The organism is Ruegeria sp. BHSB058 (genome assembly GCF_059613285.1).
In genome coordinates this window covers 1-15001 of the sequence record NZ_JBXWSF010000033.1, presented here as the reverse complement: position 1 = coordinate 15001, position 15001 = coordinate 1, and the positions used below count along the sequence as shown (strand labels likewise).

Annotated in this window: 12 protein-coding genes and 1 pseudogene; 5 read left to right on the top strand and 8 right to left on the bottom strand. The window is 57.9% G+C overall.

Features of this window, described 5'->3' with window-relative positions:
* Positions 1-4: 4 nt before the first annotated feature.
* Positions 5-763, bottom strand: coding sequence for a DUF1365 domain-containing protein (locus AC2FNB_RS10460; RefSeq protein WP_480750306.1), 759 nt, complete (start codon positions 761-763; stop codon positions 5-7).
* On the bottom strand, positions 760-2058 hold the full coding sequence (locus AC2FNB_RS10455; RefSeq protein WP_480750305.1) for an NAD(P)/FAD-dependent oxidoreductase: 1299 nt from the start codon (positions 2056-2058) through the stop codon (positions 760-762). The genes AC2FNB_RS10460 and AC2FNB_RS10455 overlap by 4 nt, the downstream gene beginning before the upstream one ends.
* Positions 2059-2167: 109 nt before the next feature.
* Between AC2FNB_RS10455 and AC2FNB_RS10450 the strand changes: the two genes are divergently transcribed.
* Entirely contained in the window at positions 2168-2827 is a 660-nt protein-coding gene (locus AC2FNB_RS10450; RefSeq protein WP_480750304.1) for a sigma-70 family RNA polymerase sigma factor, read from the top strand.
* Between the two features lies 1 nt (position 2828).
* Positions 2829-3482 carry a ChrR family anti-sigma-E factor gene (locus tag AC2FNB_RS10445; protein WP_496746163.1) on the top strand — a complete coding sequence of 218 codons (654 nt, stop codon included), beginning with the start codon at positions 2829-2831 and terminating at the stop codon, positions 3480-3482.
* An 11-nt stretch (positions 3483-3493) separates the two neighbouring features.
* Here the strand turns inward: AC2FNB_RS10445 and AC2FNB_RS10440 are convergent, their stop codons facing one another.
* From AC2FNB_RS10440 to AC2FNB_RS10415, 6 genes are all read right to left on the bottom strand, one after another.
* Complete coding sequence (locus AC2FNB_RS10440) at positions 3494-4723, bottom strand: DNA recombination protein RmuC (protein ID WP_480750302.1); 1230 nt, start codon at positions 4721-4723, stop codon at positions 3494-3496.
* 58 nt (positions 4724-4781) lie between these two features.
* Positions 4782-6650, bottom strand: coding sequence for a DNA mismatch repair endonuclease MutL (gene mutL / locus AC2FNB_RS10435; RefSeq protein WP_496746161.1), 1869 nt, complete (start codon positions 6648-6650; stop codon positions 4782-4784).
* A 281-nt stretch (positions 6651-6931) separates the two neighbouring features.
* Complete coding sequence (locus AC2FNB_RS10430; RefSeq protein ID WP_480750300.1) at positions 6932-7861, bottom strand: metal ABC transporter permease; 930 nt, start codon at positions 7859-7861, stop codon at positions 6932-6934.
* Positions 7858-9063 carry a metal ABC transporter permease gene (locus tag AC2FNB_RS10425; RefSeq protein WP_496746159.1) on the bottom strand — a complete coding sequence of 402 codons (1206 nt, stop codon included), beginning with the start codon at positions 9061-9063 and terminating at the stop codon, positions 7858-7860. The genes AC2FNB_RS10430 and AC2FNB_RS10425 overlap by 4 nt, the downstream gene beginning before the upstream one ends.
* Positions 9064-9067: 4 nt before the next feature.
* Positions 9068-9871 (bottom strand): metal ABC transporter ATP-binding protein, encoded by an 804-nt coding sequence (locus tag AC2FNB_RS10420; protein ID WP_496746157.1) that lies wholly within the window; start codon positions 9869-9871, stop codon positions 9068-9070.
* Between the two features lie 3 nt (positions 9872-9874).
* The gene (locus tag AC2FNB_RS10415; RefSeq protein WP_496746155.1) at positions 9875-10828 is read right to left on the bottom strand and encodes a metal ABC transporter solute-binding protein, Zn/Mn family; all 954 of its coding nucleotides are present in this window, start codon (positions 10826-10828) and stop codon (positions 9875-9877) included.
* Positions 10829-11030: 202 nt separating this feature from the next.
* Here AC2FNB_RS10415 and deoC point away from each other — a divergent pair, with 202 nt between their 5' ends.
* From deoC to AC2FNB_RS10400, 3 genes and pseudogenes are all read left to right on the top strand, one after another.
* Positions 11031-12029 carry a deoxyribose-phosphate aldolase gene (gene deoC / locus AC2FNB_RS10410; protein WP_496746153.1) on the top strand — a complete coding sequence of 333 codons (999 nt, stop codon included), beginning with the start codon at positions 11031-11033 and terminating at the stop codon, positions 12027-12029.
* Positions 12030-12039: 10 nt separating this feature from the next.
* Positions 12040-14373: an aldehyde dehydrogenase family protein gene (locus AC2FNB_RS10405; protein WP_496746151.1), complete on the top strand. Its 2334-nt coding sequence runs from the start codon at positions 12040-12042 to the stop codon at positions 14371-14373.
* 23 nt (positions 14374-14396) lie between these two features.
* Positions 14397-15001, top strand: a pseudogene (locus tag AC2FNB_RS10400) (SDR family NAD(P)-dependent oxidoreductase); the annotation flags it as partial.

Below are 15001 nucleotides of genomic sequence, written 5' to 3'. Positions count from 1 at the left end.
CGCACTATTCGCGACTTACATCGGGGCTGAGCGGTGCTGGTTGCGTCCGGAATCCTGCGCCTTTGAACCAGAGTTTCAATGCCTGCCAGTGGATCAGCGCTAGAACCCGCCGCGCCCCGAACGGTCGCCGAACGAAAGCCCACAGTACGGCTCGGTTGGTCAGGATTCGCCGGTGTCCGGTCAGCGTCGCGACTAGCCCTCCCTTTTCGCGGCCATAGTCGATCCGGACACCGACGCGATCCTTTTGCAGTTCGAATTGAAATGTGTATTCGCCCTCACGTGGCTGAAAGGGTGAGACGTGCAGCATCTTTCTTGCGCTCAGTCGATCCGAAGGCCCGATCTCAGACAGGTCGGGCTTGTGACAAATATAGCTATGACGCGTTCCAAAGGTATTGGTGACTTCGGCGACGACCGCAAACAGCTTGCTGTTCGCATCGAAGCAGAACCAGAAGCTGACCGGATTAAAACCATGCCCCAGTACACGAGGCTGCGTGAGCAGCGCGAGATGTGAAGGCTGCGTGATTTGGAACTCTGAGAAAAGCCTCCGCAGCCATTTTGCCCCATGGCCTTTGCCGGGGGAGCCACCATGATCAATATCCCGGACGCTCATCAGGTTGAAGGCATCGCGCGAAAACAAAAGAGGCGCTGAACTATCCGTCTCTGGGTCGAACATCACGAAATCAAGCGAATAGCGAAAGGAGTTTTCGACCCTTCCCTTGCGGCCATGAAATGTGTGCGCCGCGATATGTTCTATCGCGCTCATTCGGCCGCTACCCGAAAAGTGTTGGAACGGTTGATTGCCTCGACCACGTCAACTGCGCTGGCAAGACCATCCTCATGAAAACCGTTTCGCATCCAGGCACCGCAAAACCAAGTTGCGTTGGCGCCGTTGAACCTGCCAATGTCCTGTTGAGCGTGCAAGGCGGCGAGATCAAATATCGGGTGCCGGAACACCGCTTCATCATAGATCAATTCGTCACGGATCCGGTGCCGCGAGTTCAAAGTAACGAACATCGGGTCATCCCAAGGGATCGGTTGCAGTGAATTCATCCAATAAGTGATGTCGACCCGGTTGGATTGGGGCATGGCGTCCTCGGTGTGTACCCAACTCGCCCAACACTTGCGCCTTTTCGGCATGACCCCCGGGTCGGCGTGAAGGACAACGTCGTTGCTTTGATATTTGATGGCACCGAGTGCAGAACGCTCCTGAGGTGAAGCATCTTCAAGCAGCAAGAGGGTGTCGTCAGAATGGGTTGCGAACACGACATCATCAAACTGCTCCCATTCATCGGCCACTGCCTTTACCTGCGGACCGCATGAGGTTCGGCGCACAGCGTTGATTGACGCGCCCGTTCGAACCTTTACTCCCTTACGGCGCATCGCTGCCTCAAGCCGACGCACATATTCGACCGATCCTCCCTTTACCGTGTACCACCTATGATCACGCCAGTTGTCGAGCAGCAGGTGGTTATCGAAAAACCGGATCAGGGCATGGGCGGGAAAGTCCAGCATTTTTTCCTTGGGCGACGACCAGATCGCCCCTGAAAACGGTTCGAGATAGTAGGATCTGAACCATTCTCCGGTTTTCAAATGGTTGAGCAGGTCGCGCACGGTGATCGAATGATTTTTAGAAAACTGCAGGGCTCGTGCGTTGAACCGGAACAGATCCCGCACCATTCGCAAAAAATTTGGCTGTACCAGATTGCGCCGCTGAGCAAACAGGGCGTCCGCACCGTGCAGCGCGTACTCGATGGCGCCTCCCTTGGCTGAAACACCAAAACTCATACGACTTTCAGCTATGGGAACGTCCAGCCTTTCGAACAATGAGACGAGATGCGGATACGTAACCTTGTTGAACACGATAAAGCCGGTATCGACCGGTTGATCGCCATGTTTTCCTGCAATTTTCGTGCGCGCGTGTCCACCTAAGCGCCTCTCGGATTCGAAGAGAGTCACTCTGTGGCTGTCAGCCAACAGGTTTGCGGCGCCCATGCCGGAAATGCCTCCGCCGATGACGGCAATCTTGCGGGCTACCGCATCTCTTTGTTCGAATGGCATCCAGGCCTCCGTTTGTTCTCTACTCACACTACGCAGCTCGGGCAGGATTGGATGAAAAAAAACTTTTCCGGCCTTTGATCCAATTTAAGTTTCTTAGCGTATCAAAGGTATGTTTGACGAAACCGGCTTACTTCTGGAAGATAGAGCAACCGACGCGTTGCCGGACGCTGCGCGGCGTCCGAGAAGAATTGAGCTGACAAGAAGGAAGCCGGTGAACAAAACGCAGCAAGTGTGCGACACACAAGGCGATTGGGTCGCCCATGTCCGTCGGATCAGAGAAGCCCGGGATGAAAGGGCGTTTGCCGAACTGTTTGCGTATTTTGCTCCACGAGTGAAAGCGTTCCTGATCCGATCCGGATCGGATCAAACCGTGGCCGAAGAGTGTGCGCAGGAAGTGATGGCGACGCTGTGGCACAAGGCACACCTGTTTGATCCGTCGCGTGCGTCGGTGGCGACATGGGTTTTCACAATCGCAAGAAACAAGCGTATCGATTTCTTGCGCAAACAACGACGACCCGAGCCCGAAGAACTGACTTGGGGGCCGGAAGCGGAACCGAATCAGGATGAGGTTGTAGCGTTGCAGCAGGAAACTGCACAATTGCGCAATGCCATGCGCACCTTGCCCGGCGCTCAGCGTGAACTGGTTGAAAAGGCCTATTTTGGCGACCTGAGCCACCGCGAAATTGCCCTTCAGACAGGTCTGCCGCTGGGAACAATCAAATCGCGAATTAGGTTGGCGTTGGAACGCCTGCGGCACGCCATGCAATGAGATGACGATGGAAACGATAAAACACCACCTGACGGAAGATTTACTCATGGCCTATTCGGCCGGGGTGTTGCCCGAGGCGTTCAGCCTGATGGCGGCGACACACTTGTCATTGTGTGACCATTGCCGCGCACAAGCCGAAAGCTTTGATGCGGTAGGCGGGACCGTGCTTGAAAATCAAGACGATACAGCGCCCATGTCCAGTACCTCTCTGGAGGCGACGATGGCACTGATCAAAAATGGAGTCCCCGAGCTTTCGAAAGCCCCCTTGAAATGCGGCGTTCTTCCCTCGCCTTTGCAGGACTATGTGGGAGGCGGCATAGATGCCGTGCGGTGGAAACCTGTTGGAATGGGTGTGAAACAGGCGATTTTGCCGACCTCAAGCGAAGCGTCAGCGCGTTTGTTGTTCATCCCCGCTGGGGCCGCAGTTCCGGATCATGGCCACAGAGGCACCGAGCTGACGATGGTGTTGCAGGGTGCGTTCTCAGACGAAGTCGACCGGTTTGCGCGCGGTGATGTGGAAATCGCGGATCAGGGCCTTGAACATATGCCGGTGGCCGATATCAGCGACGACTGCATCTGTTTGGCCGTAACCGACGCCCCGCTCCGGTTCACCAGCCTGATCCCTCGACTGATCCAACCCTTCCTGCGGATATGAGGTCGCGCGCGTTACAACTCTGATTTGCTCAAGGGTACGACTGTTCCCTTATTTTCCAGAGCCAGTTCTTCAAAATCGAAATTGTCCAGACGCTGCGCCCGTCGTCCGGCTTTTTCCGCGCTGATCTTTATCTCGGCTACATCCTTGGCGGCCTGACCAAAATGTCGGTCCAGATTGGAAACACGGTCGCCCAGCCGCTCGACATCCTTGTGCAGCATGCCCAGTTCCTTGCGAATTGCACCGGCTTGTTCACGCATCCGGGCATCTTTCAGGATCGCCCGCATCGTGTTCAGCGTTGCCATGCAAGTGGTCGGAGAAACGATCCAGACGCGTTTGGAAAAGCTGTCCTGTACCAGTTCAGGAAACTTGGCGTGCAGTTCGGCATAAACCGCCTCGGATGGCAGGAACATCAACGCGCCATCCGCAGTTTCGCCGTCCAGAATGTATTTCTCGGCAATATCGGCAATATGTTTGCGCACAGTGCTGCGGAACATCTGAATCGCTGATTTCAGTTCGATGTCATTGGTGGCTCCGATGAGAGCTTCATAAGCTTCCAGTGGGAACTTGCTGTCGATCACGATAGGGCCGGGTGGGTTCGGCAGACGGATCATACAGTCGGCACGCCGGCCATTCGAAAGCGTGGCCTGCAGCACATAGCTGTCCGAAGGTAGAGCTTTTGATACGATATCGTTGAGTTGAATCTCTCCGAACGCGCCGCGCGTCTGTTTGTTCGAAAGAATGTCCTGCAGGGTCAGCACATCGCCCGAAAGCCGGGTGATGTTGTCCTGCGCCTTGTCGATCACGGCGAGGCGTTCCTGAAGCTGAGTCAGCGAGGTCGCGGTTTGCTTGGAGGACCCGTGCAGTGTTTCCTTCATCCGTTCCTGCATCTCGGCCAGCGCGCGGGCCGATTTCATTGCGTTATCCGCGAGTCTGTCGTTCATGTGCTGCTGCACCGAGGACAGGCGCGCTTCGACCGATTGGATGACCTGAACCTGCGCATTGGCTTGCGTGTCCGAAACATGTTGCAGTCCACCCCGCAGTTGTTCCTGTCCCAGGCTCAATTGCTGCACATTCTGACCGAGATGGGCCAGTTGCTGCGCCAATGGTTCAGCCATTCGCGCTGAGCGGCTTGAAGCACGTAGCGACAGGAGAAGGAGTAACAGGATTAGAGAAGTAATCCCACCAACGGCAAGGACGACAGGATCGTTCAGTGAATAGCTGGTGCCTGCAATATCGATCATTTGGCCCTGGTTGTTCTTGTTTTGTTTCTACTTGTTCTATTGTTGGTTGTGGCCTGCGTCAACTGCGTCCGAAGAGCCGCTCGATGTCGCTGAGTTTCAACTCGACGTATGTGGGTCGTCCGTGATTGCATTGGCCTGAATAGGGCGTCGCCTCCATCTCACGCAACAGAGCGTTCATCTCCTCGGCTCGCATTCTACGGCCAGAACGTACAGAGCCGTGACAGGCGACGCGGGACAGAATCGCCTCGATTCGGGCCTGAACGGTTTGGGATTCGCCCTGATCGGAAAGCTCATCGAGGATATCGAGGACCATGGCGCGGGCATCCACCTTGCCCAGAATGGCGGGTGTTTCACGCACAGCGACGGCGGAGCCGCCAAAAGGTTCAATGACCAGGCCAAGGCGGGCCAAGTCGTTGGTGATCTCCATCAAGCGAGCGCTGGCGCTAGTTGAAAGTTCCACAATTTCGGGAATCAAAAGGACCTGTGCGGCGACACCGCTTTCCGCCATCTGGCGCTTGAGTTTTTCGTAAACCAGCCGTTCATGTGCTGCATGCTGGTCTACAATAACGATCCCGTCGGCGGTTTGGGCGATTATATAGTTCTCATGGACCTGCCCGCGGGCAGCCCCGAGTGGCAGTTGTTCCTGAGCGGTCTCTGGCTCATCCGTCCGATGCGCAGCTTCGTTTGGTGCGCGTTCGACAACCTGGCCACTATACGTGTTTGCAAATTCAGCGAATCCCGGCGCCTGCGCACAATATGCGGCCTGCCGCGCAGCAGGAGACGGGCGGTCCATTTGATATACACGCGCCGGAGTGGAGTAAGTTTGTTCAGGCTTCATTGCCCCGAGAGTTGCTCCGGCGACCGTGGTCGAAGCCCGATGCCCCGCCTCTGCCAAAGCGTGGCGCAGCGCGGAAACAATCAAGCCGCGCGCGATGCCGGGGTCGCGAAAGCGAACCTCAGATTTCGCAGGGTGGACGTTCACATCGACCAGTGTGGGGTCGCAATCAATGAACAGAGCTGCAGCGGGATGGCGGTCGCGGCTGAGGAAATCGAAATAGGCTGCCCTTAGCGCACCGGTAAGCACCTTGTCCCGCACGGGGCGACCGTTGACAAACAGATATTGTGCCACGGCCGCACCGCGCGAATAGGTCGGCAGGGCGGCATAACCATAAAGGCGGATCTCGTCGCGAGAAGCATTGATCCGGAGCGCGTTTTCAGCAAACTCACGTCCCATCACATTCGCCAGGCGCGCATGCAGGGCATCGAACAGATCGCCGTTCTCGCCGTCAGCCCGAAAGACTAGCCGCCCTTCGCCACCTCCTGATACGTCTCGGAGAGCAAAGGTAATCGCAGGCTCGGCCATGGCAAGGCGCTTAACAATGTCCAGGATCGCCTGCGCTTCTGCCCGGTCGGTGCGCATGAACTTCAAACGGGCGGGGGTGGCGAAAAACAGATCGCGCAATTCCACTACCGTACCCGAGCGCAGGGCCGCCGGTTTCACCGCTTCCATCTTGCCGCCCGACACGCGGATCGAAGCCGCTTCTTCACCCGGCACCCGGCTGGTGATTGTCAGACGTCCGACCGCGCCAAGGGAGGGCAGGGCCTCGCCCCGAAATCCGAATGTATGGATGTTGAGCAGGTCCGAGCCATCAATCTTAGAGGTCGCATGTCGCGCCAGCGCAAGCGGCAGGTCCGTCGAGGCGATACCGCAGCCGTCATCGGTCACGCGAATCAACGTTTTGCCGCCGTCCGCAATGTCTATGGCAACTCGACCGGCGCCAGCGTCGATCGCATTTTCGATCAACTCCTTGACGGCCGATGCCGGACGCTCGACAACTTCCCCCGCAGCAATACGGTTGATCGCTGCTTCATCCAGTTGCCGAATGACGGGACGAATTTCGCTGATATTGGGGTTCGATTGTGCCATACCCCTAAACCTAGCATGAGATTGTTCGATTCTGCCACTGGATTCGAAGTTAAAGAACACATACGCCCGACCGCAACGGATCGCTTTCGCCAAACGGATTGGCAACAAGGATCACAGGCTGGGCCGGGCGCTTCTGTGAGTGGTGGGGTGTGATGTATCCCTTCCAATGCGGGCACGTGACCACAGTTTTGACACAATTGCAGCAATACCTATTCCGATATTGGAATCTGGGCAAAGATCAGCCGATTTCTCTGGCGTCAACTTGGCGGGATTATGCCAAACTACGTCTGACTTGGGGCGCCGGTGCGGGTTCGGCAGGGGCCGAAAATGGCGGCGAACGCTAGAATCAGTCCCGATACCGTGGCGATCATGCCTGCGGCGCTGACGGCATCGGTGCCACCGATCCAAAGAGGGCCGTATCCGGCAAGAACATAACCCGACATTGCGGCCGCAACTGCAAAAACGACGCTCCAGGCCACCTGCTGTTCAAGGCGATTGGTCATCATGCGGGCCGCTGCAGGAGGGCAGATGAACATAGCGATCACAATGATCGAGCCCACTGCGTCAAAAGCCGCGACCGCGGCAATTGCGGCCATGACCACGAGCGCCAGACCCAGCAGATTGGTGCGGACGCCAATCGTGCGCGCAAACCCTTCGTCAAAGGTAGAGATCTTGAGCGGACGCCACAGCAACCATGTGAACAGGCAAACGGCGGTCAGCGTCAGCGCCATGCGCGGCAATTCCGCTGGGAGTGCCGCCAATGCTTGAGGATCAAGCAGAGACGACCAACCGGTTGCATCCAGCCAAATCAGGCTTTCTAGGTTGCCATAAAGCGCGTGCTCGACGTCGAGATGCACTGTTGAAGTGTCGGTTTGTTCCAGCAACAAGACACCGCCCGCGAACATCGTGGTAAAAACGACGCCCATTGCGGCGCCCGGTTCGATTTGTCCGAGGCGGCGGATGGACTCAATTAGGGCAACTGCCAGAATTGCCGCGCCGGCGGCCCCTAGCATCATCGGCCCTGCCGCGATGACCCCGGTCAGCAGAAATGCCACAACGATCCCGGGCAAAACCACGTGGCTGATTGCGTCTCCAATCAGGGCCTGCTTACGCAACACCAGAAAATTCCCGGGCAAAGCGCAGGCGACAGCGGCGCAGATGCCGATCAGCAGCGGTGTCAGGGACAGGGGGACAAACTCTTCGCCGCTCATGTCAGCATCTCTTTAGGACCACCGATCCGATGGTCAATTTCCGCAATTTGGTCGCGGGTAAGTACAGTTTCGATATCACGCAGACCGTCGTAAAGCGCCGCCGTCGCCTCGTGCGCCAGATCGGCGCGTACGATTTCCCATCGTTTCTCGTCCCTTAGTGCCTTGGCAGCGCGCGCGCGCCCCTGATCGGTCGGAACCCCGTCGCGGCGCACCAGCCCGGCCCGGCGTAACAGGCGCAAGGTCAAAGGTTCATAGATCGTCTGCCCCTGCGCCAGTGCCAAAAGCCCCTGACGCATATGTACTCGACGCTGGAACCGCAGATGCCGCATCACCGCGGCCAATACGCCGCGTCCGGGCGCGAGGAACAGGGACAGGGCGAAAAAGGCAAAGCTGACCAGAACGATGATTGGTCCGGTTGGCAAGTTGGGGGCCGAAGCGGACAATGCCGCTCCCAGAAAACCCGCCAGCCCTCCGGTCATACCGCTGAGGAGGACAACCCTGTCCGAGCGTTCCGACCAGAAACGTGCAGTGACCGGGGGAATGATCAGCAGCGCCACAATCAGGATCAGGCCGACGATTTTCAGGCCAACTACGGTTACGGCCATGACCAGGCCCATCATTGCCAAGTCAATTCGATTCACAGGCAATCCGCGCGCAGCGGCGTATTCGGGATCAAAGGCCACCAGCATCATGGGACGACGGATCAACATCACCAGTGCAAGGGTCGCAGCCCCACCGATGGCGATCACCAATGCATCGGCCCAAAGCATGCCTGCCGTCGATCCCAACAGGAACCCTTCCAGCCCGGCCTGACGACCCACGCCCATGGTCTGGATTACTGTCAGCAGAACGATGCCAAGACCAAAAAATACGGACAGAACCGATCCGATTGCCGCATCTTCGGCCAGACGAGTCCGGCTGGTCAGCAAGTTCATGCATAAAAGCCCGATCCACGCCGACAACGCCGAGCCAGCCAGCAACCCAATCAGATTGCGGCCGTCCCCTCCCAACGCCACCATCGCCATGAAGGCCAGACAAACGCCAGGGAGCGTGGCGTGGCTGATCGCATCGCTGACCAGAGCGCGTTTGCGCAAGAACAGAAATGTGCCGGTCACGCCAGCGGCGACCCCCAGCAATGCCGCACCGATTGCGACCAGAGACGCATTGTAGCCAAGCTGCAGGGTCAACGCTTCCCAGAGCATGCTTTTACCCTAAGGCGCTTGATATCTGGTCGATCTGCGCCGTAGCCAGACGCCCGCCATAAGTCGCTTGCAGGGTCTCGGCGGTGAAGGCCTCGGCTACGGTACCTTCGGCCACTTTGCTGGTATTGATCAACAGAACATGGTCAAAATAGTCGGTCACTGTCGCCAGATCGTGATGTACAACAATAACGGTCTTGCCAGCATCCTTAAGCGACTTCAAAACCGCGATGATCGCTTTTTCCGTCGCGGCATCCACGCCTGCGAAAGGTTCATCCAGCAGGTACAGATCGGCATCCTGTGCCAGTGCGCGGGCCAGAAACACACGCTGTTGCTGGCCGCCAGACAACTGCCCGATTTGACGATCCGCAAAGTCGCGCATGCCGACCCGGTTCAAACAATCCATCGCATGTGAAAGATGGCGGTCTCGAACCCGACCCAACAAGCCAAGCTCACGATAAAGCCCCATCAGTACGACGTCGATCACGCGGGTCGGAAAATCCCAGTCCACACTGGCGCGCTGAGGGACATAGGCAATGCGGGCGCGTTGGGCTTCCAAAGGTTTGCCAAAGATGGTGATTTGTCCCGAAAGCGGCTTGATGATCCCTAAAGCGGCCTTGAGCAAAGTCGATTTCCCAGCGCCGTTCGGGCCAATGATTGCTGTCATCGCCCCCTGCTGCACAGTCATGTCCAGCGAGAAAACCGCGGGTTTTTGCCCATAGGATACCGTCATGCCCCGGATTGCCAGCGGGCTGCCGCTCACATCGATGGCTGGAACCGTGGAGCCGTGGCTGGTGGCGAGTTCAAGCATCACTCAAAACCCAGCCGACAATTTGCCGTCCATACCGCGCGCTGGAACGTCCACTCCCAGTGCTCCGGCAATGACGGTGATGTTGTGGTCGAGCATCCCAAGATAGGTGCCTTCATAGGTGCCGTCCTCGCCCATCGCGTCCGAGAACAACTCGCCCCCGACGGTGACCTCGTGCCCCTTGGCCGCAGCCCCCTCGATCAGGGCGCGCATGGACCGGTCGGAAACCGAGCTTTCGACGAATACGGCCGATATCTTGCGTTCGACAAGCGTATCCACCAATTCGCCTATGCGATTCAGGCCAGCCTCTGACTGGGTCGAGATGCCCTGAATGCCCATTACCTCAAAGCCGAAGCTTTGACCGAAATATCCGAATGCATCATGGGCGGTGACCAAGACCTTGTTGTTCTCGGGCACAGCTTCCAATGTCTGATGTGCATAAGTAGTCAGGCGGTCAATGTCGACAAGATGTTTTGCGGCGTTCGCGGCAAAGAAATCAGCGGATTCCGGACGTGTTTCCGTCAGCGCGACCTGAACCTGTACGACTACGTCTCGCCACAGTTCGGGCGTCATCCACACATGCGGGTCGTATTTGTCGGCATAGTCGTCATGGGCACGCAGCTTGGCCTTGTCGACCCCCTCAGCCACGGCCACCACGTTGCGCTTGCGGTCGAGATCGTGAAAAAACTCTTCCATCTGCGCTTCCAGATAAAGGCCGTGCCACAGAACCAGGTCGGCGCGGGTCATCGCGACGATATCGCTGCGAGTCTGGCGATAGGCATGCGGATCAACACCGGGGCCCATTAGGCCCTTGACCTCAACTTGTTCGCCGCCAACCTGACGAGCCGCATCCGCGATCATGCCAGTTGTGGCAACGACCTTGAGCGGTGTCTCGGCCCAAGCTGCCACAGGCAGAGCTGCGGCCAATCCCATTGCCAATATAAAGCTGCGGCGAATCATGACGACTCCTGTTTTTCGCGCTGTATCCGAGCTGAATATGCGAACCATTCGCAAGTAAGTCAACGCAATTGAGAATTAATCGCAAAAAAGATCAGTAATTTGTCCGTATGGTCAAAAAATCCCGCAATCCTGCATCTGAGTATCTTCCAATCCTGTTCAGCTCATGCGAATTTGGCAAATGACCCTCCCAAAGGAAGCGACGATGGAAACGCAGAGCCCGTCCAGCCCCGTGCGCACCGCGCATCTGCCACAGGTGACAGAGCCCCGAAATCCCGGCATGAACCTTGATCTGGATTGGATACGTGCGGTGCAGGCCAATACCTCAGCCATCGAACGTCGTGCCGCGACCCTGCCGGGCCGACGTTCAGTGAAGAAGGATTATCAGGCAGCCTGGCTGCTGAAAGCGATCACCATGATTGACCTGACGACGCTTTCAGGGGACGACACGGTGGGCCGGGTGCGGCGTCTGTGCTCCAAGGCGCGGCAGCCGGTCTCGGCATCGTTGCTGGATGCACTGGGTATGCCAATGATCACCACGGGCGCGGTTTGTGTCTACCATGACATGATCGAAACGGCAGTGGATGCGCTAAAGGGCACCGGAATTCCAGTTGCTGCTGTTTCGACAGGCTTCCCGGCCGGCCTATCGCCGTTCCATCTGCGTGTGGCCGAGATCGAGGAAAGCGTGAAGGTGGGGGCAGACGAGATCGACATCGTGATTTCGCGCCGTCATGTGCTTTCGGGTGACTGGCAGGCGCTTTACGATGAGATGAAAGCATTTCGCGTTGCCTGCGGAAATGCTCATGTCAAAGCGATCCTTGCGACTGGCGAACTTGGTAGCCTACGCAATGTCGCACGCGCCTCGCTTGTGTGCATGATGGCTGGGGCGGATTTCATCAAGACCTCGACCGGCAAAGAAAGCGTCAACGCCACTCTGCCTGTCTCGCTGGTCATGATCCGCGCTATTCGCGACTTCTATGATCGCACCGGATCCCGTGTCGGTTACAAACCTGCCGGAGGCATTTCGAGAGCCAAAGATGCGCTGGTTTACCTTTCACTGATCAAGGACGAGCTGGGCGACCGCTGGCTGGAGCCGGATCTGTTCCGCTTTGGAGCCTCGTCACTGCTTGGCGATATCGAGCGGCAGTTGGAACATCACGTCACCGGCAGATATTCCGCTGGCCACCGTCACTCTATGGGCTGAGGAAAGAACAATGACAGTCAAAGAGATTTTCGAGACCATGGACTACGGACCCGCTCCCGAAAGCGCTGCCGAAGCGCTGGCCTGGCTGGTGGATCAAGGCGACCGGTTCGGTCATTTCATCGACGGCGTTTTTACGAAACCCGGCCAGGGTTTCGAAAGCCGGAACCCCGCGACCGGCGAAGTCCTTGCGATGCTGACACAAGCTACGCAAGCCGATGTGGATACCGCTGTTGCCGCCGCGCGCAAGGCGCAACCGAAATGGGAACAGCTCGGCGGAGCCGGCCGTGCCCGGTATCTTTATGCCCTTGCGCGGCTGCTGCAGAAACACTCGCGCCTGTTTGCGGTGATGGAGAGCCTGGACAACGGCAAGCCGATCCGCGAGAGCCGGGATATCGACATTCCTCTGGTGCAGCGACATTTCTACTATCACGCCGGAATGGCGCAGCTGATGGAAAGCGAGTTGCCCGAGGCCGAGGCGCTGGGTGTGTGCGGCCAGATCATTCCGTGGAACTTTCCATTGCTGATGCTCGCATGGAAAGTCGCCCCGGCGTTGGCGATGGGTAACACCGTAGTTCTGAAGCCAGCCGAATTCACTTCGCTGACCGCGCTGTTGTTTGCCGATATCTGCACACAAGCCGGGCTGCCCAAGGGCGTGGTCAATATAGTTACCGGTGATGGCGCGGTGGGCGAAATGATCGTGGCCTCGGACGTGGACAAGATCGCCTTTACCGGCTCGACCGCCGTGGGCCGGCGCATTCGCGAGGCAACCGCTGGCTCGGGCAAGGAGCTGACCTTGGAGCTGGGCGGCAAGTCCGCCTATATCGTCTTTGATGACGCTGATATTGATTCCGCGATCGAAGGTCTGGTCGATGCGATCTGGTTCAATCAGGGTCAGGTCTGCTGCGCCGGTTCACGCCTGCTGGTGCAGGAGGGCATCGCCGATCATTTCCACGACAAACTGCGCGCACGAATGGACAAGCTCCGCGTCGGTAATCCGCTGGACAAATGTATCGACGTGGGCGCGGTTGTCGATCCGATCCAGTTGCAGACCGTCAAGAGCATGGTCGAAAGCAATATCGCTGGCCAAGTGTATCATGCGGCTTGTGAGTTGCCAGAAAACGGCTGTTACTACCCTCCGACTCTGATCTCGGGTCTCGAGACGTCGGACCCGTTGATGCAAGAAGAAATCTTTGGGCCGGTTCTGGTGTCATCCACGTTTCGAACACCTGACGAAGCGGTCGAACTGGCCAACAATACCCGCTACGGGCTGGCCGCGACGGTTTGGACCGAGAATGTGAACCTGGCGCTGGATATAGCGCCTAAGCTGGTCGCGGGCGTAGTTTGGGTGAACGCCACCAATCTGTTTGACGCCGCGGCCGGATTCGGCGGTGTGCGCGAAAGCGGTTTTGGTCGCGAAGGCGGCTGGGAGGGGTTGAGCGCCTATACCAAGCCCAAAGGTAAGGTCAGGCGGCTGGAAAAGCTCGAATCCGCAACAGGCGAAGGGGCTCCGGTCGATCCGATCGACCGCACCGCCAAGATGTATGTCGGCGGCAAGCAAGTGCGCCCGGATGGTGGTTATTCGAGGCCTGTTTGGGGCAAGTCCGGGCTATTGGGGCATGTCGGTCTTGCCAACCGAAAGGACGTGCGCAACGCCGTCGAGGCCGCTGCGGGTGCCGCAGGCTGGTCTAAGGCCACCGGCCACTTGCGTGCGCAGATCCTGTATTACATTGGCGAGAACCTCTCGGCTCGCGCGGATGAATTTGCGGGCCGCATCGATGCCATGACTGGCAGGAAAGATGGTGCAACCGAGGTCGCGGCATCAATCCAACGTCTGTTCTCCGCCGCCGCCTGGGCCGACAAATATGACGGTCAGGTGCATGGCGTTCCGATCCGAGGTGTTGCCATCGCAATGAAGGAACCGGTTGGTGTCATCGGTGTTCTCTGTGCGGACGAGGCGCCTTTGTTGGGCCTCGTCTCGGCCATGGCGCCGGCAATTGCCATGGGTAATCGGGTCGTTCTGGCCGCAAGCGAACCCTATCCGCTGGCGGCAACGGATTTTTACCAAGTCCTCGAGACATCAGATGTCCCGGCGGGTGTGGTCAACATCCTGACCGGCAGCCATGCCGAGATTGCCAAGCCGCTGGCCTCTCACCTGAACGTAGACGCTGTCTGGAGCTTCTCCTCTTCCGATCTTTCGGCCGAGATAGAAGAGGTCTCGTCAGGCAATCTCAAAAGGACGTGGGTCAATAACGCGACGACAACCGATTGGAACATCGATCATTCCCGCCGTTTCCTGCAGGCTGCCACCGAGATCAAGAACATTTGGGTGCCCTACGGTGAATAGGGCTCCCAATACGGGAGGCCTGCATGGATTTTTCAGGTAAGTCGGTCGTCGTGATCGGCGGCACCAGTGGTATCAATCGCGGTATTGCCAAAGCATTCGCGGCGTCGGGAGCCAAACTGGCGGTGGCAAGCCGGTCGCGAACCAAGGTTGATGGTACTGTATTGGCACTTAAGGGCGCTGGTGCGTCGGAGGCCATCGGAGAGGCCTTTGATGTCCGTGACCCCGAAGCCGTCGCCGCCGGCCTCAAACTGTTCCACGACACATTCGGGGACTTCGATGTGCTGATTTCAGGTGCGGCAGGCAACTTTCCAGCGCTGGCGGCTGAGATGTCTGTCAATGCCTTCAAGACCGTCATCGACATTGTACGATCCACGTAATGAAAGCGGCCTATCCCCTCCTAAATCGTCCCGGAGCCAGCATCATAAACATCTCGGCCCCGCAATCCTGGCTGCCTTACGAAGGACAGTCCCATGTTTGTGCCGCCAAGGCGGGCGTGGACCAGATCACCCGGACGTTGGCTTTGGAATGGGGCATCGAAGGTATCCGCGTGAATTCGGTTCGCCGGGGTTCATCGAGGGGACCGAAGGGGCAAAGCGTCTGGCTCCGACGCCCGAGGCGGAAAAGATGT